Genomic DNA, 21421 nt, shown 5'->3' on the forward strand with positions numbered 1-21421 from the left:
GGGATTCAGTGGATGCGTCCGGCCAACGCGGTCTTGACGGCGCTGCTGGCCTGCAACGCTCCGAGTACGGTGAGGGATTCGATGGTGGCCAAGGCCAGTTCCGGCGTGACGGCCGCATCGATGCTGGCCAGCCCCAGCACGCGGATCTGCAGGCGCTGGCCTGCAGAGCGGGCGGCTTCCAGATCGGCGACGCTGAAATGCTGCAGCCCGAGCACCAGCATCTTGCGTGCTACCACTTGCTTGACCGCGTCAGCATGTGTCGCCAGATGATTGCGAATCGCCGTGCGGATGAAGTCGGTGCGGTTGCCGTAGAAGCCCTCGGCCACCAGCAAGTCGATCTGCCCAAGATCGACATGGCCGAGATTGATCGTGATTTTTTCGGAGTCGCCGGGCTTGAGAGTGCGTTGGGTAGTACTAGAAGAGTTCATTAAGCCATCCTATTACCATCCAAATGGATGGCATATGGATGTTTTCAAGCCTGCCCAGAAAAATTGACCAACTGGTTGCTGCTCTGGAGCCGGCCTTGGGGAAGGGGCGCGCGCATGAAACCCTGCGCGTTGTTGCCCAAAGTGCGGGTCAAAGCGCGTGTCGTCTGGCCGCGAACTCTGTGTGTCCGACATGCAAGACATCGGTACCGAGAACCACCGAGACCTCCACGGCTTCACGTATTTGGAGCAGGGCAGCCCGAACAAGCCTTTTGCTTTTTTTGCGATGCTCGCGGCTCCTTGCCGCAACGATCAAGGTCACTCGAACTTTACGTTGTGTTCCCGTGTCGTTGCGCCGAAGGCGTCGTACTGCATGCGAAAGAACTCGGCAAACTTCGCCGGGCTCATGCCGTAGCCCTCGAAGCCCTGCTGCACCAATTGCGCGCGCACGTCTGGCCGTTGCAGGGTGTTTTGCAGTTCCTGCGACAGCTTGCCCGTAATGGCCTGGGGAAGTCCGGACGGCCCGAAGAAGCCAGCCCATGGGGTAATAGTGAGGTTGTTCAACCCCAGTTCCGCGCCGGTGGGCACGTCGGGCAGCAGGACACTGCGCTGGGGCAGCAGCGTGGCCAACGCGCGAATGCGTCCTTCCTTCACGAAGCCCGGCGCCAGTGTGCCGGTGGTGAACATCATGTGGATCTGCCCGCCCAGCAAGTCAGTTATGGCCTGCATGTCGCCCTTATATCGCGCGTTGACCACCTTGCGCTGCTCGCCAAGCAATTGCAGCATGGCCAACTCCGAGGCGCTGTTGCTGGACGCCGAGTTGTAGTCGCCCGGCTTGGCCGCCACCAAGGCCAGCAGCTCGCTCACGCTTTTGACGGGCAGGCTGGCCGGCACCACCAGGAACATCGAAAACTGCCCGGCCGAGCTGATGGGCGTGAAGGCCTTGAACGGGTCGTAGGGCGATGTCGGACGCAAGGTGGGAGCCGCAACCATGGCGGTGTTGGTGCCCATCAGCAAGGTGTAGCCATCGGCTGGTGCGCTGGCCACGGCCAGGGCTGACAGGGTGCCGTCGGCGCCGGGCCGGTTGTCCACCACGACGGGCTGGCCCAGCTGCTTGGACAGGCCTTGCGCAATGATGCGGGTCAGCACGTCCGCGCCGCCACCTGGCGCGAAGCCGACGATGACGCGCACCGCGCGGCTGGGGTAACGGTCCTGCGCCCGCGCTGCCAGCGGCAGCGCCGCAGTGGCCAGTGCCGTGATGAGCTGCCTTCTGTACATGAGACTCTCCTGTTGGCGTGAAAGCCGACCTACAAGGCTTCGGCAAGGATGGCCAGCGCGTCTTCTTGGCGTACCACGCGCGGGTTGTTGTCCAACATGTGGCTGAAGCTCATGCCGTCTTGCGCGAGCCGCGGCAGGTCGCCGGCCTGCACGCCGACGTCACGCAGCGACTGCGCGATCGGCAGTGTCCTGACCAGGTCTTGCATCGCCTGCACGAAGCCGCTGGCGGCCTGCTCATGGTTGGCATGCTGCAGCTCGGGTCGCAGCGCTCGGCCCAGCGTGGCATAGGCGACTTGGGTTTCAGGCAGGTTGAAGCGCAGCACGGCGCAGAAGATCAGCGCGTTCGACAACCCGTGCGGTACCTGGAAATGGCCGCCGAGCGGGCTGGACAGCGCATGCACCGCGCCCACAGAAGCATTGGCAAAGGCCATTCCTGCAAACAGCGAACCCTGCAGCATGGCGGTGCGTGCCGCAACATCGTCGCCCTGCTGCACCACGCGTGGCAGATGCGCATACAGCAGCTGCAGCGCCTGCACGGCCAGCGCGTCCGACAGCACGTTCTTGCGCCGCCGGCTGCTGAAGGCTTCGACTGCATGCACGATGGCGTCGATGCCGGTCATCGCCGTGATGGCAGGCGGCAGTCCGGTGGTCAGCGCGCCATCGAGCACGGCCACGTCGGGCAGCATCTGGCGACACACCACGCCGCGCTTGATGTGGTCCGGCCGTGCCACCACGGCCACCGGCGTGGCCTCCGAGCCGGTGCCCGCGGTCGTCGGCACCTGCACCAGCGCAAGCCGTCGTCCGGTTGCCAGGCCTACGCCGTACATCTCGGCGATGGGCTGTTGCGACACGGCCAGTAGCGCCACCAGCTTTGCTGCATCCAGCGCGCTTCCGCCACCCAGGCCGATCACGGCATCGACACCGGCTGCGCGCGCGATGGCACCCGCTGCAAGCACGTTGGCCTCTGGCAGCTCGGCCTGGATTTCGGCAAACACCGTGACCTGCAGGCCGCTGGCGCGCAGCGCGTCCACTGGCGGCTGCACGACGCCTGCACGCATCAAGCCGGGGTCGGTCACCACGAACACATGGCGCACGCCCAAGGGCGCAAGTTCAGCGGCCAGGTCCAGAGCGGCACCGGGCCTGCTAACGATGCGAGGCGGGGTCTCGAAAACAAAGTCGTTCATCGGAGCTCCATTTCAGTCCATCTGGGTGACGAACTTGGTCGTCAGGTAGCCGTCGAAAGTCTCACTGCCGCCTTCGCTGCCCATGCCGCTGTCCTTGATGCCGCCGAACGGCACCTCTGGCACGAGCGCACCCAGGTGGTTGATGTTCACGGTGCCGGACTCCAGTTGGTTCTGCAGTTGCATCGCACGGCGGCTCGAGCCCGTGAACGCATAGGCGGACAGTCCGTAGGGCAAGGCGTTGGCGCGGGCGATGGCGTCGTCCAACTGGGAGAACGGCTGGCATACGGCCAGCGGGCCGAAGGGTTCAGTGCGCATCACCAGGCTGTCGTCCGGCGCGTCGGTCAGCACGGTGGGCATGAAGAAGTTCCCGCCTGGGCCTGCGTGCGCGCCCTGCGCGGCAAGGCGCTGGCCGCCGGCCTGCAGGCGTGCGCCGCGTGCGACGGCATCGTCAACCAGTTCGAGCATGGCCGCCACTCTGCGGGGCTGGGCCAGCGGCCCCATGGTCGTGCCTTCGGCCAAACCCGCGCCGACGCAGATTTGCGCCGTCTTGTCGAGAAAGCGCTCCATAAAGCGGTCGAACGCTGGTGCCTCGACATAAAAGCGTGTGGGAGACACGCAGACCTGCCCGGCATTCATGAACTTGAGATGAACCAGCATCTCGGCCGCGCGCTCGACATCGGCGTCGGCACAGACGATCACCGGCGAATGGCCGCCCAACTCCATGGTGATGCGCTTCATGTGCGCGCCGGCCAGGGCGGCCAGTTGCTTGCCGACCGGCACCGAGCCCGTGAAGGACACCTTGCGCACGATGGGAGAACGAACCAGGTGATTCGACACATCGGCGGGAACACCCCAGACTATGTTGAGCACGCCTGGCGGCAGGCCCGCGTCGTGGAACAGCTGGGCGATGGCGACGACCGCACTGGGCGAATCCTCCGGCCCTTTCAGCACCATGGTGCAGCCAGCGCCGAGTGCGGCCGCGATCTTGCGAATGGCCTGGTTGAACGGGAAGTTCCACGGCGTGAAGGCCGCGCACACACCAACCGGCTCGCGCAACGCCAACTGTCGAACATTGGGCTGACGCGAAGGGATCACACGGCCATAGATGCGACGCGCTTCCTCGGCATGCCAATCGCAGTGGTCGGCGCAGCGTGTGACTTCGCCAATGGCCTCGGCCAGCGGCTTGCCCTGGTCACGCGTAATGGCATGGCCGATGGCGGCAGCGCGCTCCCGCGCCAACACGGCGACGCGCTGCAGGATGGCGCCACGCGCTACCGGCGAGACGTGACGCCAGGTCGTGAAGGCTCGCTCGGCCGCTGCCAGCGCGCGGTCCAGGTCGGCCAAGCTGGCATGCGGCAATTCTGCGATTCTCTCGCCCGTGGCTGGGTCGTGCACCGATGAGTGCTGGCGGCCGTCGCCGTCTAGAAAATCGCCGTCGATGTACAGGTACAAAGGGGGATACATGGCAGGTCTCCGAAGGTCGTGAATGTCAGATGGTGGTGTTGGTCGGCAACGGCGTCCGGTTGGCAGCCAAGGTCGGCGGGGTGTCGGCCGTGATCGATCCACTGCCGTCGACGCCGGAGCGCCGGCAAGCGCGGCCCAACGCAAACGACAGCAACATGACGATGAACACCGGCGCGGCGCCGAACATGAATAGCTGCTGCACCGACAGCTGAGCCGACAGCAGCGCTCCGGCGATCACGGGGCCGGCAAAAGCACCGATCTTCTGCACGCCGATGGCCGCGCCCACGCCCTTCGAGCGCAGCGCCGTGGGGTAGACCATGGCAGCAACGGCATTCAGGCCGAACTGCGTGCCGACCACGCAGAAACCTACGGCGAATGCCACGGCCGTCAGTGCCAGTTCGGGCATGGGCACACCCATCACTGCCACCAGCGGGAAGCCGACCAGCGGCAGCACGGTGATGACCAGCGCGCCGTGGCGATCCACGAATCGCATCAGCGCCAGGCCGCCGATCGTGCCGCCGATGGAGAACACCAGCGAAACCAATGCCGCACGTTCAGGCGCCACGCCGACAGACTCGATCAGCATGGGCAGCCAGCTGATCAAGAAGAACAGCGCCATCGAGTTGGCGATATAGACCAGCCACAGCGTCGGCGTGACCAGACGCAGCCGGCCTGTGAATATCTCGCGCGTCGAGGCATGCGTCGATGGCTCGTCGGTCATCGAGAACTGCGTGTCCGGCGCCACGCGCAGCCCGGGCTGCAGGCGCTCGGCAATACGCGCCACCGTGCCCGGCTCGCGCTTGCGCAGCACCAGAAAGCGTGGCGATTCCGGCAGCCGCCACAGCGCCAGAGCGCCCAGCAGCGGTCCGACGCCACCAATGAAAAACACGGACTGCCAGCCGAAATGCGGGATCAGCCAGGCTGCGACCACGCCGCCGGCGCCGGTGCCAATCGCGTAACCCGTGTAAACCAGCGTGACCGAGGTAGCGCGCCAGCGCTTTGGTACGAATTCGGTGACGTAGGACATCACGTTGGGCAGCACACCGCCAACACCAATGCCGGCGAGCAGGCGCAGCACGATCAGGTGCGGAACCGACTGGGCCCACATGGTGGCGAAGGTCAGCAGCGATACCGCAATGCCGCACCAGACCATCGTGCGCTTTCGCCCGATGGCGTCACCCACGTGGCCGAGCACGATGGCACCGATGGCGGTTCCGATGACGAAGGCCCCGAACACCGGGCCGAAGGCGCCACGGTTGAGCTGCCATTCACGCGCCAGTGAAGGCGCGGCAAAAGACATGGCGCCGAGATCGTAGCCTTCGGTCAGCATCATCAACGCACAGACCAGCAGCAGGCCGGCGATGAAGCGGCCCGGTTTCTGCGCTTCGATCAGTCGAGACAGATCCAGGCTTGGTGGCGCGCCTGCGGTGGTGGAGGCATGGGAATTCATACAGGTTCCTTGAGTGGCTGTGTGTCGGTTCAGAACGTGTGGCGGATGCCGAGCTCCAGCGCAGACGCATTTCGCCCGGCCAGCGGCGCCCGCGCGCCGCTTGGCAGGTATGTGGCCTGGCCACGGTTGTGCACCTTGGCGTAGGTGCCATACAGCGCCGTGCGCTTGGACAAGTCATGCACCACGCCGGCGCCAAACTGCTGCGCATCGTTGCCGCTGCGTTGCGAGCCGTCGGCATTGGCCAGCACTGCGCTGCTGCGGTCGTCCAGGCGCACATAGCTGGCGCGGATGCGGCTGTGCGCAGTGATCGGAATCTGCACACCCAACTCGGCCGTGTGCTTGCGCGCGTCACCGGCCTGCAGCTCGACCTCGATCATGTTGTACAGCGCGAAGAATTTGGCGAAGCCCGCATTCCAGCTGGCGCCCAGATTGGCATGTGTGTAGTCCCCAAGGGTGGGGGTGGTGGCGTAGCGCGTTCGGGTCACGGCGGCAGCCATGTCGAACGGGCCGCTCACAAAGCCTAGGCGGCCACCGAAAAAATTGCCGTCCTGCCTGTTGGCAGAACCGGCCGCGTTCTCGCCACGTCCGAGAATGGCCATGCCATAAAGCCCGCCGATGTCCTTGGGCAGCCAGTAGCTCACGGTGTTGCTGCCGGTGATGGTGGTAAACAAAGGGCCGGTGCCGACGGCGGAGAACGTGAGGTTGCCGGCGCGGGCTGCACCCACGGCCGTGAACGGCTCGAACAGGATGCTGTTGTAGTGGTGCGGCATGAAGTCGTGGCCCAGCCGCAGCTCGCCGTACCGCACATGGCCCAGGCTCACAAAGGCCATGCGGTCGAAGGTGAGGGCCCCGTTGTTCGCGACGGCGCCACTCGCCTGGTTGTTGGTGTTGGAAGGGCGTCCGGTACCTGTGTCGGCGTTCACCGAGCTTTCCAGGTGGAAGGCCGCATACAGATCGCCGCCCAGATCCTCCCGGCCGCGAAAACCAATGCGGCTGGTCGAGTTGCCACCGCTCACCATGTCCGTACTGCTGCCGACGCCTCCAGCGCGGTTGTGTTGAATGGCCAGGTCCACGATGCCATAGAGCGTGACGCCGGACTGCGCTGCGGCGCTGCCGCAGGCCAGGCCCAGCACAAGGCCGAAGCTGAGGATGTGGGGATTCTTGTGCATGTCTCTCTTCTCCTTGGGTGATGAAAACGGAGCCAGGCGCGCCACGCGGGCGCAGGCGAGCCCACCCGCCGGTTGAAACGGGCGGTGCAGGCGGCAAAGCGGGGGGGCGGCGGGCCTAGTTGCGGACCAGCACGGCGCCCTGGTGCACGGGCGTCACATTGCGGCGATAGATCTGCAGCCAACCGGTATCGAACTTCGGCGGAGCCGGTCGCCACGCGGCGAGGCGTGTTGCCAGATCGGCGTCGGTCAAGGCCACGTCGCAACGGCGCGTGTTCAGGTCGATCGTCACCTCGTCGCCGTCGCGCAGCAGCGCCAGCGGGCCGCCGGTGGCGGCCTCGGGCGTCAGCTCGGCGACCACCAGGCCCTTGCAGACCAGGCCGGACAGATGGCCGTCGGTCAAAAGCGCGATCTGCTCGCCCATGCCTGCACCGTCGATGGCGAACACCACACGCGAAGCGCCGCCACCCATGGCTGGCCCCCCGCGCACGCCGGCGCCGCGCATCACGACGACATGGCCGGCGCGGATCGTGCCGTCCTTCAGCGCGGCGATGGCCTCGTCCGCGGTCTCAAAGCAGATCGTCGGCCCGGTGAAGCGGCGGTGCTTGCGCTCGTGGATGCCTGTCTTGACGATGCCCGTGTCCGGGCACAGGTTGCCGCGCAGCACGACGATGGCTGGGCGCGTGGCCACCGGTCGCGTGCGCGGTCGGATGATCTCTTCGTCCTGCACCCGCACATCGCGCAGGTTCTCGCGCACGGTCTGGCCGGTGACGGTCATGGCGTCGCCGTCCAGCAGCGGTTCCAGCTGCTTGAGGAGCGCGCGGGCGCCGCCGGCGGCCTCGAACTGCTCGATCAGGTGCTCGCCCACCGGCCGCAGCCCGGCCAGCACCGGCACCTCGTCGGCCAGCTGTTCGAACAGGCGGTAGACGTCCACGTCCACACCGCCCTCCACGGCCACGGCCTGCAGGTGCTTGACGCAGTTGACGCTGCCCCCGACGGCCAGCACCGCGCGCACGGCGTTGGCGAAGGCGCCCGGCGTGTAGATGGCCGAGGGCCGCAGGTCGTCCCACACCATCTGCACGATGCGCTCGCCGGCCGCGCGCACGTCGGCCATCATCTTGGGGCTGAGCGCGGCCACGGGCGCGGTGCCCGGCAGCGCCATGCCTAGTGCCTCGCAGGCAATGTGCATGGAGTTGGCCGTGCCCAGGCCAGAGCACACGCCGGGGCCACGCACGGCCTCGCGGCTCATGCCCACCAGTTCCTCCAGAGGCAGGTTGCCGGTGACGGCGTGCATGGCGCCAATGAAAACGTCCTCGATGTCCACATGCTTGCCTCGGTACTCGCCGCTGGGCTGGTAGCCGCAGGGCACGAGCAGGGACGGAATGTCGAGCCGCGCCGCTGCCATCAACTGCCCGGGCACGGTCTTGTCGCAGGAGGTCAAGCACACCATGCCGTCCAGCTGCGCGCCCTCGACTGCCACCTCGATGTCGTTGGTCACCAGGTCGCGCACCGCCAGCATGTAGGCGCCACGCGCCCCGGCGCCGGTGATGAAGTCGCTGGGGGCGGCGGTGCGGATCTCGAACGGCACGCCGCCCGCTGCACGGATGGCCGCCTTGATTTCGGCCGCCACCTGGTCGAGGTGGCTGAAGCAGGCGGCCAGCTCGGACGAACTGTTCACCACGGCGATCTTGGGCTTCTCGCAATCGGCCTCGGGGATGCCCAGTGCCCGCCAATGCGCGTTGCGCATGGACCAAAGGTAGGAGCCGCGCGGGAAGTTGCTGCGCAAGGGGCGGTTCATGGGCGGCCTCCGAACTGGTTTTTCTTCGTGATCTCGATCACGCCGCGGTCGGCGTCCACGCGCACCCAGTCGCCGGTGGCGATGTAGTCGAGCGGGTCGCGCTCGAAATCGGTCATCGATGGCGCGTGCGTGACCACGGCGCCCAGCGCCATCTTGGTCGTCATCTCGTTGAACAGAAAGGCCGCGGGTGCCACGTTCATGAGTCGCGTCATATGGAACATGGCCGACCATCCCGAGGAGCCCTTGGCTCCCGGAAACACCAGCACCTTGGCAGCGAAACTCTGGCCGCGCAGTTGGTGCCGGGTCTCGATGACGGTGCCGGTGCGCGGATCGATCCCGCCCCAGCCCGAGATGCGGTCTCGCGTGACCAGCGCTTCGCCTTCGGCAACGCCGCCCACCACCTTGCGGCCACGGATGACAATGGTTGTTTCAGTGACGACTGCATCGCTCATGCGTGGCCCCCATTCCAGCGGCCGGTGCAGGCCGCGTCAATGCATTCGGCCGTGCTGCCGAACCAGGCCTGCACACCCAGGATGGCAGGCAGGTAGTGCGCCTGCTTGGCCGAGTCGAGCGCCACAGTCTTCGTGCCCTTGGGCACGGCGCGGCTCATGGCCGAGCAGCTGTCGGTCATGAGGATGCCGCCCGCGTCCTCGATGATCTTGGTGTAGCCATTGCGGTCGGCCAGCGACTTGATGGCGCGCGGCGTGAAGACCCACAGCTCGCAATCGGGGTGGATCCTGCGGCCTTCGATGAGTTGCGCGGCCTCCCAGATCTGCTCGATGGTGTAGTGCGGGCAGCCCAGCATCACATACTGGACCTCGGCATCCTTGCCGGTGGCGTTGATCTTTTCGTAGGTGGCGCGGCGCTCGGCCTCGCCGTAGCGCAGCACCTGCACCGGCTTGCGGCCGCCCAGGGCCTGCTCCAGGGTCAGCGCCTCGGGCGTGACGCCGACGATGTGGTACATCTCCACGCCGCCCGACGATGAGGCTGCGGCACCGAAGTGCTTGAGCCCCGGCAGGTTGGGCACGCGGCCAATGCCGCCCTTGCGGTGCACCACGGGCACGCGCTCCTGCACATGCTCGCCCATGTAGTAGCCGAGCAGGCCCCAGTCCTGCACTGATTCCACCTCGACGTCGAGCTCGACCACATGGGTGGCAAGGCGGTTTTCGTCCAGGTGGTAGCCCCAGTAGGGGATGCGGCCGGTGAGCATGGCCGCGCCGGTGCTCTCGCGGCCCTCGGTGTTGGTGCGCGCGCCCAGCACCGAGTTGCAGTACACCACCGCCGACGATTCCATCCACGCGCAGTGCTCGCCGCGCGTCGGGATGTTGCCCACCTGGTAGGGCGTGCAGGTGTTCATGATCTGCGCGCCCAGGCCCGCCGCATGGCGCTCGCTCTTGTTGTAGAACTGCACGATCTCCTGACTCACGCCCATGCGCTCGGGCTGGCCGGGATCGAAGCCCAGTTGCAGGTGGCTGGTGAAGACCTTGAACTTGGGGATCTTCACCGTCTCCTGGCTGTCCAGGCTGAATTCGGAGAACACCGCGTCCATGCCGCCGCCCTTGGCGAGCGCGAAGTCGCGCTGGAAGGGTGTGGTCGAGGTGATGCTGGCGCAGACGTTGCGCGTCTCCACCAAGCGCTCGGCCCCCAGGGCCTCGCCATAGCGCACCAGCAGGTCCATCGCCTTCTGCAGGGCCGGCCCGTCGCGGCCGTCCATCATGGCTTGTTCTTCATCGCTCAGGTACATGGCCTGTGTCTCCGTTTTTTTCTCGCAGGGAACGAATCCCGGCCGGGCCTGCTAGCCCGGCAAGGGTGTCGGCACGTGGCCGCCGATGTCGCGCGCAATGGTCAGCGCGATGCCGCGCAGGCGCGGTGCCAGTTCATTGCGCAGGCGCTCCTCGGTGAAGACGAAGGCCGCGCCTCCGCCGTTGAGTGCCATCACCTCCCCGTCAGGCCCGACGAGGGGAACCGACACCGAGTTGATCTCGGGGTGGAACTCGCCCAGCGACAGGCAGTAGCCCAGTCGCCGGGCTTCGCCGATGGCGCGGTTCATGCTGGGCGCGATGGCGTCCCACTCGGGGCCGCGCAAAAGGCACATCGAATCGACTAACTGGTTGTGCTGTGCCTCGGGAAGAGCCGACAAGTAGGCGCGGCCCAGGGCCGAGTTGGCCAGCGGCGCACGCGAGCCCACGTCCAGCCGCGCCGAGAGCATCGACGAGCGGGGCCGGCAGGCCTCGATCAACACCATCTCCATGCCGTCACGTATAGCCAGGTAGACCGAGGCACCCACTTCCTCCGCCATGGCCTGCATGCTGGGCCGCGCGGCGGCGCGCACGTCGAGGCTACCCAGGAACACGCGCGACAACGAGACCACGCCCGGCCCTAGCATGAAACGGTCGGGCGCCTGCGCGGGCTTGAGCATGCCCAATGAGAGCAGCGTGGCGACCAACCGGTTGACAGTAGGCCGCGGGATGCCGGTCATGCGCGCGATGTCGGCATGGCCGAGCACCGGACGCTCTTCGCCGAAGCAGCGCAGCACCGATATGCCGCGCTCGAGCGCGCTCACGGTGTCGGAGCGGTCACCGCGCGCATCGGCGGATTCGGGGGCAGAAAAGGAGGGGTTGCTGTTGTCAGTGGACATGGAAGAATCCTTTGCAAGACTCTGCAATGTAGAGGCTGGCAAAAGAAGGTCCGTCGCCCTCATGGCGAGAACATTCATGCGCCGGCGTCGGCCGTTGCCGGCAAATTCACGCCCTGCGCGGCGCTGGTGCGCAGGTACACACCCTGCGCCAGCAGCGCAGACTGCAGCGCTCCCACGTGGACAAAGCGCGGCTCGATGCCACCCTGTGACGCCAGGGCGGCCGCCACGCCCGCAGCTTGGCCTGTGATCCAACATTGCGGAATCTCGCGCATGAAGCCGTGCGAATTACGGTCGCACGAAATATGGCGCCCGCAGGCCAGCAAACCGTCGAGCTGCTGCGGCACCAATGCGCCGTAGGGGATGGAGATATTCGGAAACTTGGGCGACACCGCGGGCGTCACACCCACCTCGTCGGGCAGCGCCACGCCCTCGGGCCACTGGCTGCGCAGCACCGCGCCCACGCCGGTCAGGCGCCGCGCATGGCGCACGCCGATCTGCGGCGCGCTGAGCATCAAGAAGGCATCCTCGAAGCCGGGCGCATGGGCGCGGAAGTAGTCGAGGTGCGCGGCCATCGCTCGGTGCGAACGCACTTCCACCGCAGTGAGGTCGTCCACGTCCAGGGCCGAGTAGCCCGACTGGCGCGGCCCCATGAACAGCGCCACGTCGTTGCGCCAAGAGACGAAGGGTCGCTCAAAAAGGCCCAGCTGCTCGCGCCCCCGCGCCATGAAGGCGCTGAACGCGTCGGGCTGGCCGGCCTTGAACTCGATCCAGTGGTTCATGTCCACGCCGCCGAACAGCCAGGAGGTGTTCATGCAGTGGTGCACGTCGGCCTCTTCGATGTCGTTTACGAAGGCGGCGCCAGCACGGGCGAACAGGTCGCCGTCACCAGTCGCGTCGACCACCACGTCGGCCATGATGGCCATGCGGCCTTCCTTGCTCTCGAACACCACGCCCTTGACGGCGCCGTCCTGCACGATGGGGATGGCGGCCCACGAGTGATAGATGAGCTTGACCTTGCGCTCGAGCACGATTTCCTGGCTCAGCAGTTTCAAGCGCTCGGGGTCGATGGTAGGCGACCAGGTGACCACGCCGTGGTAGGCAGCGGTGCGCTGCGACCAGTGCGCGGCCTTGTCCGCGTCCTGCGAGCCCCATTCCTCTCGCACCGGGCCGGCGATGGCGTCTGCCGGCAGGCGGTCGAACAGCTCTTCGGCAAAGCCGCGTATGACGAGTTGGCCTTCCCAGTCGGTCATGCGGTCGATCCAGATCACCAGGCCGCCGGTGGACAAGCCGCCAAGGTGGTTATAGCGCTCCAGCAGCGCGACATCGGCGCCGGCGCGCGCCGCCGCCGCTGCGGCCGCGGTGCCCGACGGCCCGCCACCAACCACCAGTACGCCGCAGCGGTGATAGATCGGAATGTTCTTGCCGGGCTCGGCCCAGCTGCCATGGTCAGGACGCTTGGTGCGGCTGTCGCGGTCAAAGATGTCGGAAGACAGAATGCGCTCGTCGGTGCGGACGACTGTTTTCATGAATGATGGCCCCGATTAATCTATTTCGTTGAATTATGATTTCATCTTCCATTTTGTCAATCAAAAAAGGCAATGATCCGGGTTTTCCCTGGAAAACATAGACTGTTTATGATTTTCAACATCAAAATATAACCAACAAACAAAGGAGACAACGATGGAACGACTTCACAGTACCCGCCGCGCCTTCGGCATGGCTATCGGCACCGCCGCCTTTGCAGGCATTGCGCCACTTGCCATGGCGCACGACTTTCCAGCGCGCGGCAAGCCCATCCGCATCGTCGTGGGCTTCACCGCCGGCGGTGGCACAGACGCGCAGGCGCGCATCGTTGCGCAGAAGCTGTGTGACGTGCTGGGCACTAGCGTGGTCGTGGACAACAAGCCCGGCGCCAGCACCATGCTGGCAGCCAGCGAGGTGGCACGTGCGCCGGCCGATGGCTATACGCTGCTGTACGCGCCGTCATCCACGATGGCGCAGAACCCTCACACTTTCACGCACGTTCCCTATGACCCGTTCAAGGACTTCACGCCCATCTCGATGGGCGGGCGCGGCCCGCTGGTGCTGTCGTTGAGCACCACCGTGCCAGTGAACAATGTGAAGGAGTTGGTCGCCTACGTGAAGGCCAACGCCGGAAAGGTCAGCTATGCATCGTTTGGCGCGGGCACCTCTTCGCACATTTACGGCGAAGCCTTCGTGAAGAAGACCGGCATCGATGCGGTGCACATCCCCTACAAGGGCGGCTCCGACGCAGCCAAGGACCTCATCGGCGGCCGCGTGCAGTACATGTTCGACTCGGCCTCGTCGGCCATCATCACGGCGGGCACAGGCAAGGTGAAGATCCTGGCTGTGGCGGCCAGTGCGCGCATACCCGCGCTGGCCGACGTGCCCACCTTCGCCGAACAGGGCTACGCCGGGCTCGACCTGCCCAGCTGGCTGGGCTTCTACGGACCGGCGCGCATGGCGCCAGCCGTGGTCGACAAACTCAACGGCGCGCTGACGCAGGTGCTAGCGATACAGCAGGTGCGCGACTTCTACCGCAATGGCGGCTACGAGGCCGGCGCCACCACGGCGCAGGAGTTTGCAAACATCACGCGCACCAGCTACGACCAATGGGGCGCGATGGTGCACCAAGTTGGATTGAGCAAGCAATGAGCGGTATGCAACCTCATATTCACCGCCGGCGATTCACCACCGGGCTGGCCCTCGGCGCGTGCGGTACGGCGCTTTCAGCGCTGGTCGCGCAGGCCGCCGAAACCTTTCCCACCAGGGGCCGCACCATCCGCATCGTGCTGGGCCTGGCAGCAGGCGGTGCATCGGACGTGCAGGCGCGCTTTGTGGCCAACAAGCTCGGCGAGGTGCTGCAGACGCCGGTGATCGTGGAGAACCGGCCGGGCGCGAGCTTCATTCTGGCCACCGAGGAGGTGATCCGCGCCGCGCCCGATGGCTACACCCTGATGTATGCGCCCTCATCCGTGGTGACGCAGAACCCGCAGACGCTGGCGAACGTGCGCTACGACCCGTTCAAGGACCTGACGCCGATCTCGCTCGGTGCGCGCGGGCCGCTGGTGCTCACGGTGCATGCCAGCGTACCGGCGCGCACTGTGCAGGAGCTGGTGGCGTACATCAAGGCCCACCCGGGCAAGATCGGCTTCGCCTCCTTCGGCACTGGCACCTCGTCGCACATCTACGGCGAGGCCTTCGTACGCCAGGCCGGGCTGGATGCCGTGCACGTGCCCTACAAGGGCGGCGCCGATGTGGCCAAGGACTTTCTCGCAGGCCGCGTGCAGTTCTACTTCGATGCGGCGCCCAACGCCATCCAGAACACCGCCACCGGCAAGGTTCGCATGCTGGCGGTGGCCGCGCCCCAGCGCAGCCTCCTGCTGCCTGACTTGCCCACAATGGGCGAGCAGGGCGTGACCGGTATTGACATGGCCAGCTGGCTTGGCTTCTATGGGCCGGCTCATATGCCCACGCCAGTGCTCGACAAGCTCAACGCCGCATTGACCCATGTGTTAGCCATGCCGGCTACGCGAGACTTCTTTCGCCAGGGCGCCTACGAGGCCGAATCCTCGACCCCTGCAGAACTTGCCGCGCTGACGCGCGCGACCTACGACCAGTGGGGAGAGGCCATCCGCAGGCTGGGCCTCGGAAAACTGTAATTCCGGGCGTGACCATCGGCATCTCACCTCGACGCAGCTCGGTTCACAGTGAAGTGCCGCTGTGCCGCGCCATTCAAGCGATTCATACGCAGACCGATGCGGTCTTCGGGACTGCATATCCAGCCTCCTACAATCCTCGCTTTTGCGGTTCGCCGTGATACTCGCAACGCAGGAAGGCACCGCATGCAAGACCACTATCTCGCGCTGGGTGTCAGCAGCAGCTCGAGCCTGGCGGACATCAAGAAGGCCTACCGCCAACTCGCTGCCCGCCACCACCCGGACCGCAGCACGGCGCCGGATGCCGCCGCACGTTTTCGCGCTGTGCAGGAGGCTTACGACATCCTCGGCGATGAGGCCAAGCGCGAGACCTACGACAACAACCGCAAGCGCAATCTGCTCGACGATCCGCTGGAAACAGCGCGCGGGATCTGGGCAGACTATTTCCAACGGCTCATTTAGGCCTCGATGCACGTATCTCCCTTCTTCCACAACCTGCGTTCCGCCTATCTGGCGGAACTCGACGACATGCGCCACGACTCCGAGGGGCAGTTCGTGCTGGACCGGCGGCTGGCCGAGCGGCGCCGCGAGGTCGCGTTCCTGGTCAACATGCTGGAGGTCGCTCCCGAGATGGTGGCAGTCGTGCTGCACAAGGCCTTTCGCTTCACGTCCACACCCGCCATGGACAAGTTGCTGGCCTGCGAGCCCGAGGCCCTGTCCACGTGGGAGAGCCTTCAGAAAACCATCGACATTGCCCCCTGGGCACAGCCCACCGTGCAGTTGCTGCGTGAGCAGGCCGCCGGCGACAACTTCTTGAGCGTGGCCGCGGCGTTGGAATACATGGCGGGCAGCACCCGGCATGCGCCCGCCCATGCAGGCGACGAGGACGAGAGCGAAGAAGACGCAGACAACGCCGACGCAGACAACGACACAGACGACCACCAGCCCTTGTCGGCCGACGACTTGGACGACGCCGATGGCCAGACCCGCGAGGAGGCCCACGCCGACTGGATGGCCGATCAAGGCTTCGACCGCAAAGACTGAACCGCTCCGCACGCACGCACACACCCATCACAATGAATCACCTTGCCCTGATCACGAAGACACGAAGCCTGATTGCCGCCGGCGACATTGCCGGCGCCGAATCCGCGCTCACCGAGTTGGCCGACACCGAGGGTGACAAGGCGCTGATGGTAGTGCTGGACCAACTGGAGCCCAAGGACATCCTTGCAGTGATGCGCGAGTACGACCCCTCCCGCGAGTCGGTCGTGAGCCTGCTGGTCACCCCCGAGCAGTTCGCGCACGCCATCGTCATCGAGAAGCGCTACAAGGACCTTACCCACACCCATCTGCGCGGCATGGTGAACGCCATCGTCTTCCGGGAGGACGCTGACCCGGTGTCTTTCCTGACCGCTGTGGGCGATCTGGAAGGCGGCAGCGAAGCCATGGCCAACTACTTTGCCGAGAAGTGGGCGCGCATCGAATCCTTCGCCCGCAGCGGAAACTTCGACACCGTCGAGGAAGACGGCGAGATGCTTTCCGAGACCGCGCTGCTGGCGTCGGCCTATGCCAAGCCCAAGGTCCAGCTGGACGAGGTGGCCGACCAGGACTGGATGGAACTGGCCTGGCGCATGCGCTACGAGTGCCCCGACCTGTTCACCGAGACCTTGATGGTCTTGCGTGCCAAGGCGCGTGCCCACGACCTGGGCGAGGAGGACGAGGAAGAAGCGGTGGAGGAAGAAGACACGCGTGTGGAGACCGGCGACACCGATCGGGGCCGCAGCACGCCGGCAGCACGCGATGACGAGGAAGAGTCGGCGATCTGACGGCCCTATTCATAGCGCCTGAATCCACGATGACCACGCTGCCCCCCACAGACCCCTCCGCTGCCCCACAGGCCGTTGCGCTGTTCGACGAGCGGCCTTTTTTTGAAAAGGCCCTGCAGCACGGCGTGCGCCACGGCATCATCGCTGCACCCAAGCTGGCGGCCATGAACCAGGAAGCCCCCAAGGGCATGGTGCAGATCGCGCGCTACTTTGGCACCGAGTACCTGCGTCCCGACCTGGAAAGAGCGAGGGACCGGCTGGTCAATCTGGTGAGCCTGTATCTGGAACACTCTACCGGCGGCGACCTGGACCGGGCCGCCGAGTCCCTGCGCGACCACAGCTTGCTGTCGCGCTCCAAGGGCGGCTCGGACATGCTCAAGGCGCTGATCGCCATGCCCCAGAGCAGCCACTTCGGCATGCAGGAGCATGGGGTCTTCGAGGACAAGCACATCCCCTTGCTTGCCAAGTGGTCCCTGCGCAGCCTGCCCGAATACCAGGCCGAGCGCGCTGCGCGCAGCCACGCCACCACCTTGGTCGAAGCTGCGGTGTGGATGGCGGCCCAGTTGGGCCTGGATGCCGATGACCTGGAGGACGCCGGCAAGGACGCGGAAGCCGTGGTGCGCACAGCGCTGCTCGTGCGCACATGCCGACGCAGTGACATGCCGGACTGGGGTGCCTTCGAGAAGATGGTGCTGGGCCTGCGCAAGAAATACGGGGCGCGAGCCGACGGCGAGGCGGCGCCAGTTTCCATCGGCTTGCCCAAGGATCTGCCCATGCAGTACCTGGAGGTGGTGAAGGCCGTTCAAGCCTCCGTCGTGCAGGACATGCCCAGAATCCTGGATGCCACGCTCGGCGTGCGCAAGCTCTTCGACCAGACCCCGGCGTTCCTGGGGCGCTATTTTTGGTACGAGGACGCCATGGCCGACCTGGACCATTTCGAGCGCACCCACAGCGCCCTGTGGGACAAGGCCACCGAAGGCCACAGCGACGACAGTTCACTGCTGACACTGTTCCTGCGCATTGCCACGAACAGCAAACCCACCACGCTGCTGACCAGAAAGACCGCCGCCAGCCTGGTCAAGAAGATTCGGGCCTCAGGCCTGGATGCAGAACTGCCCCGGCAGTTCGTGTTGCAGCACGCCCCGGTGCAGTTGCAGGGCGACTACCTGCACCTGTGGAACGCCTTCATCGAAGACGCCGAGCCCGTGCTACGCAGCGACCGGGTGCACGCCACCGAAGATGCGCTGGCGCTGCTGCGCCGAGAGTGCAATATCACCGAGTAAGCAGACAGCGAGGTCGCGTGTCGACCATCGCGTTGCGCGCATCCGCACCGTCTGCCGCCTGGGGTCGGGGATCCGGGTTCCGGTTCGAACATCAGTCTGCGTAAACGCCGGACTTGCGGATCACTGGGCCCCATTTGGCGACCTCGGCCTCCAGATGGGTCTTCAACCCCTCTGGAGTGACCTTGTCCATCGGCGGCACGCCAGAGCTCAGGTCCGCCAGGCGCTGCTTGACCACCGGGTCCTGCAAGGCCACTGGCAGCGGTGTAGATGGACGCCACCACCGCCACCACCATGATGATCCTGCCCAAGCCCCCGCATCCTCTGCCGCCCTGCCCCGCAGGCGCCGGCAGCAGCGGGTCCGTGCTGCCCGTCACCTGGCTGGGGTCGTAGGGCTGGAAGGTCTCGACGTTGTTGCTGTTCAGCGCCAGCTTGGGCACGCTCAGTGTCTGGCCCGGCGTGAGCTGGCCGGCGCCCGAAACCGACAGGCCATTCGCATCGGCGATGCGCCACCACAGGCTGGCGTCGCCCAGCACGTTGCGCGCGATGTCTTTGAGGGTCTCCCCTCCCACGATGGTGTAAGCCACCGGGTCGAGGTTGGCGCCCTTGAGTTTCAGCGGCGCAGCGTTGAGCTTGAACTCTGCGGTGTTTTGGTAGGTAGGTTTTTCGTCCGAGGAGGTGGGGAGCTTCTCGGTGTTGGGTGCGTCGCCGTAGCGGGCCAGCACTTCGCCATTGACGACCAGTTGGCGCTGGATGTGGCCGGGGTTGGCTGCGTCGCCGATGAAGCCGCCTACATAGCCCCCAGGCAGGTTTTGGATGCGGCCTCCGAGGTTGCCCGCTTGGCCCGCCCCCTGGTTGACGTAGACGGCGTTGCCTTGCGCGTCGTTGACGAAGGCTCGGTTGAAGCGTGTGTCGGCCACGCCCCCGCGCTGCTCGATGTTGCTGATGAAGCCGTTGGCGTCGCGCCAGGTGTGCGTGGTGGCCTCTGCCTGCGTGGCGTTGCCGCGCGTGACGCTGGAGCTGGTTTGCTGGTAGCCGCCCAGGTATTGGTACCCGTAGCGGGTGGTCAGCGCGCTGTTCTGGCGGCCGTCCGTGACCTGAAGGTAGCCCGGCAGGTTGTCTGAGGCGGCAGGGGCTGCGGTGTCCCCCTCCTCCTCCGCCGCTATTCCGGGTAATTAAAGTCGTAAACACAGGCCCAGCATTCATGCGGTCTGCAGGGCGGGCCTTCAGAAATGGCTCATCGCTAAAGTCGTAAACAAAAGCCCATCTTGATGCGCTCATGGTTGTAGTAGTGAATGTAATCATGCACGCCCGCTTCGAGCGTATCAAGGCTGTCGGGCGCAGCAAGCCGGAAGTACTCGGCCTTGAGGGTGCCGAAGAAGCTCTCAATTGCCGCATTGTCAAAGCAGTTGCCCTTTCGGCTCATGCTTTGCTTGACTCCCCGTTGCACAAGCATCGCTCGATAGGGCTGCATCTTGTAGTGCCAACCTTGGTCCGAGTGGACGATCAGTTCCCCCGTGCAAGCGGTCCGTGCCAGCGCTGCCTCGAGCATGCTGGAAACCATCTCGAAGACCGGACGCCTTGCCATGCGGTACGCGACGATCTCGCCGTTGTAGAGGTCCATGCAAGCTGACAGGTAGAGCTTGTGGCCATTCACATTGAATTCGGTGACATCGGTTGCCCACTTCTGGTTTGGTGCGGTCGCACGGAAGTCGCGCTGTAGAACGTTCGGCACGTGCGCATCGCTGACGCCTAGAACATGCCGGGATCGCTTCTTCACCCGAATCAACGCGCGCAGCCCCATCTTGCGCATCAGACGCTGCACGCACTTGTGGTTGATCGGTTCCAACACAGCATTGCATAGCGCGGCCGTGATCCGTCTGTAGCCATAGCGTCCTTTATGCTCGTCATAGACAGTACGAATCCTGGCCTCCAAGGCGCTTTGCTGGTCGGCGCGCTGGCTCGCTTGGCATTGGTAGTAGAACGTGCTGCGTGGCAGGCCTGCGACCTGCAACAGGTATGCCAATTTATGGTGATGCCTCAACCCGGCAATCAGACGCGCTTTGTCGGCGCAGCTGATCTCTTCGACCGAATCAAGGCCTGCAATTTTTTTAGGTACGCGACCTCGGCGCGCAGTCGTTCGTTCTCTTCTCGTAGGGTTTGCGTTGCGTCGGCGGCAACCTTGTCCGACGGCGCTGCGCAGCGGCCTTCCAGCTTCATCTTGGGACGCTCTTCTTTCTCGTTCTCAATAGCTTGCAGGCGGCCTTGAGCGAGATTGCGTCGCCAGACCACTACTTGGTTGGGATTGCGGATGTCATAGATCGCCGCGACCTGGCGGCTGGAGAGCTGTTCGCGATCCTGATGGGACAGCACTTGCAGTTTGAACTGCGCACTGTACGTGCTGCGCTTGGGGCGCAGCCCGTCAATGCCGTGCAGGCGGTAGTGGCTCACCCAAGTGCGGATCTTCTCCTCAGGCACAGACCATTGGCGCGCCAGCAGCTTTGCCCCACCGTCCCCAGCCATAAAACTCTTGACCACTTTGAGCTTGAACTCTGTCTGATACTTCTTCATGAAACCCCTTGAAGTTTGTCCAACTTCTGGGGGTCAGTTCAAAACCGGGGCGATTCACCGCACCGTTTAGCGCTGGATTGACAGGTGGTACGAGTTGTGCGCCAAGCCTGTTCAACTGTCCCGGGTCTTTAGCGCTAAACGGATCATCCCAGTCACTTACTACCCGGGTGTCATCCGCCATAGCTGCTGGTGCTCTTCGACCAGCATAGCTCAACCCTTCGCCACCTATTGTCTTAAAACTAAATGGATCGGAACCAGTGCTGAACCATATAGCGTCTCGCGCTGCAGCTGCATGTAGGCCTCGTCGCCTTGGATGTCCGATCCACTGCGGTAATCGGCAGCTGTCCATGGCCCGAACCCTTGGACCGGTGCGGCCTGCGCATTTTGCTGCGCAATCTCCCCACGCCGGAAGCTCTCCTGCGCGGTGTTGCCGCTGGAGTAGTCTGCGAGTGAACTGCCCAGTGCATTGCCAAACGCATCGGTGGCTACTTCCAACATCCGCCGGTTCGTTATGGAGGGTCTGCAACACCCCTGAAACTCTCAAAATGGCCTAGTAAGTCATTGATTTTATTAGGCTTGTTACTTGAAAAACGAGGTTTTGCAGATGGTCCCTATCCGGCTTGACTTAAGTTCGTTGCAGCCGGATTGATGACCAAACTCT

At 65.0% G+C, this 21421-nt stretch carries 19 protein-coding genes and 1 pseudogene; 6 read left to right on the top strand and 14 right to left on the bottom strand.

Translation table 11 applies throughout. The features are described 5' to 3' along the window. Positions 1–5: 5 nt before the first annotated feature. The 11 genes from RQI28_RS07180 to RQI28_RS07230 form a co-directional block, all read right to left on the bottom strand. On the bottom strand, positions 6–428 hold the full coding sequence (locus RQI28_RS07180; protein WP_311221922.1) for a CopG family transcriptional regulator: 423 nt from the start codon (positions 426–428) through the stop codon (positions 6–8). A 315-nt stretch (positions 429–743) separates the two neighbouring features. Continuing rightward, positions 744–1703: a tripartite tricarboxylate transporter substrate binding protein gene (locus RQI28_RS07185; protein WP_311221923.1), complete on the bottom strand. Its 960-nt coding sequence runs from the start codon at positions 1701–1703 to the stop codon at positions 744–746. Positions 1704–1732: 29 nt separating this feature from the next. Continuing rightward, positions 1733–2887 (bottom strand): iron-containing alcohol dehydrogenase, encoded by a 1155-nt coding sequence (locus RQI28_RS07190; RefSeq protein WP_311221924.1) that lies wholly within the window; start codon positions 2885–2887, stop codon positions 1733–1735. Between the two features lie 12 nt (positions 2888–2899). Further along, entirely contained in the window at positions 2900–4351 is a 1452-nt protein-coding gene (locus RQI28_RS07195; protein WP_311221925.1) for an NAD-dependent succinate-semialdehyde dehydrogenase, read from the bottom strand. A gap of 25 nt (positions 4352–4376) precedes the next feature. Next, positions 4377–5801, bottom strand: a complete 1425-nt coding sequence (locus RQI28_RS07200; RefSeq protein WP_311221926.1) for an MFS transporter — start codon at positions 5799–5801, stop codon at positions 4377–4379. Between the two features lie 29 nt (positions 5802–5830). After that, positions 5831–6970 (bottom strand): porin, encoded by a 1140-nt coding sequence (locus RQI28_RS07205; protein WP_311221927.1) that lies wholly within the window; start codon positions 6968–6970, stop codon positions 5831–5833. Positions 6971–7085: 115 nt separating this feature from the next. Next, positions 7086–8765 (bottom strand): dihydroxy-acid dehydratase, encoded by a 1680-nt coding sequence (locus tag RQI28_RS07210; protein WP_311221928.1) that lies wholly within the window; start codon positions 8763–8765, stop codon positions 7086–7088. After that, on the bottom strand, positions 8762–9217 hold the full coding sequence (locus RQI28_RS07215) for an aconitase X swivel domain-containing protein (RefSeq protein ID WP_311221929.1): 456 nt from the start codon (positions 9215–9217) through the stop codon (positions 8762–8764). Before RQI28_RS07215 ends, RQI28_RS07210 begins: the two co-directional genes overlap by 4 nt. Then, the gene (locus RQI28_RS07220; RefSeq protein WP_311221930.1) at positions 9214–10509 is read right to left on the bottom strand and encodes an aconitase X catalytic domain-containing protein; all 1296 of its coding nucleotides are present in this window, start codon (positions 10507–10509) and stop codon (positions 9214–9216) included. The genes RQI28_RS07215 and RQI28_RS07220 overlap by 4 nt, the downstream gene beginning before the upstream one ends. Before the next feature lie 51 nt (positions 10510–10560). Continuing rightward, positions 10561–11403 carry an IclR family transcriptional regulator gene (locus tag RQI28_RS07225; RefSeq protein ID WP_311221931.1) on the bottom strand — a complete coding sequence of 281 codons (843 nt, stop codon included), beginning with the start codon at positions 11401–11403 and terminating at the stop codon, positions 10561–10563. 74 nt (positions 11404–11477) lie between these two features. After that, positions 11478–12929, bottom strand: a complete 1452-nt coding sequence (locus tag RQI28_RS07230) for an FAD-dependent oxidoreductase (protein WP_311221932.1) — start codon at positions 12927–12929, stop codon at positions 11478–11480. A gap of 154 nt (positions 12930–13083) precedes the next feature. On the opposite strand from RQI28_RS07230, the gene RQI28_RS07235 reads away from it, so the two are divergent. The 6 genes from RQI28_RS07235 (at position 13084) to RQI28_RS07260 (ending at position 18192) form a co-directional block, all read left to right on the top strand. Continuing rightward, a complete protein-coding gene (locus RQI28_RS07235; RefSeq protein WP_311221933.1) occupies positions 13084–14079 on the top strand; it encodes a tripartite tricarboxylate transporter substrate binding protein in 996 nt (331 codons plus the stop codon). Then, positions 14076–15086, top strand: a complete 1011-nt coding sequence (locus tag RQI28_RS07240; protein ID WP_311221934.1) for a tripartite tricarboxylate transporter substrate binding protein — start codon at positions 14076–14078, stop codon at positions 15084–15086. Before RQI28_RS07235 ends, RQI28_RS07240 begins: the two co-directional genes overlap by 4 nt. A 183-nt stretch (positions 15087–15269) precedes the next feature. Continuing rightward, positions 15270–15545 carry a DnaJ domain-containing protein gene (locus tag RQI28_RS07245; RefSeq protein WP_311221935.1) on the top strand — a complete coding sequence of 92 codons (276 nt, stop codon included), beginning with the start codon at positions 15270–15272 and terminating at the stop codon, positions 15543–15545. A gap of 6 nt (positions 15546–15551) precedes the next feature. Further along, positions 15552–16127: a hypothetical protein gene (locus RQI28_RS07250; protein WP_311221936.1), complete on the top strand. Its 576-nt coding sequence runs from the start codon at positions 15552–15554 to the stop codon at positions 16125–16127. 32 nt (positions 16128–16159) lie between these two features. Beyond that, on the top strand, positions 16160–16909 hold the full coding sequence (locus tag RQI28_RS07255; protein ID WP_311221937.1) for a hypothetical protein: 750 nt from the start codon (positions 16160–16162) through the stop codon (positions 16907–16909). 29 nt (positions 16910–16938) lie between these two features. Continuing rightward, on the top strand, positions 16939–18192 hold the full coding sequence (locus RQI28_RS07260) for a hypothetical protein (RefSeq protein WP_311221938.1): 1254 nt from the start codon (positions 16939–16941) through the stop codon (positions 18190–18192). A 91-nt stretch (positions 18193–18283) separates the two neighbouring features. Here the strand turns inward: RQI28_RS07260 and RQI28_RS07265 are convergent. The 3 genes and pseudogenes from RQI28_RS07265 to RQI28_RS07280 all read right to left on the bottom strand — a co-directional run. Continuing rightward, a pseudogene (locus tag RQI28_RS07265) lies at positions 18284–18451 on the bottom strand (tripartite tricarboxylate transporter substrate binding protein BugD); the annotation flags it as partial. Between the two features lie 981 nt (positions 18452–19432). Further along, positions 19433–20760, bottom strand: a protein-coding gene (locus RQI28_RS07275; RefSeq protein WP_311221939.1) for an IS3 family transposase whose coding sequence is annotated in 2 segments (ribosomal slippage) — positions 19433–20283 and positions 20283–20760 — 1329 coding nt in all. Because the reading frame shifts where the segments join, the coding sequence is not laid out codon by codon here. A gap of 225 nt (positions 20761–20985) precedes the next feature. Next, entirely contained in the window at positions 20986–21258 is a 273-nt protein-coding gene (locus RQI28_RS07280; protein WP_311221940.1) for a hypothetical protein, read from the bottom strand. Between the last annotated feature and the right edge of the window lie 163 nt (positions 21259–21421).

The sequence above is a fragment of the Acidovorax sp. WCS2018Noco2-16 genome (assembly GCF_031843945.1).
Taxonomy (GTDB): Bacteria; Pseudomonadota; Gammaproteobacteria; order Burkholderiales; family Burkholderiaceae_C; genus Paracidovorax.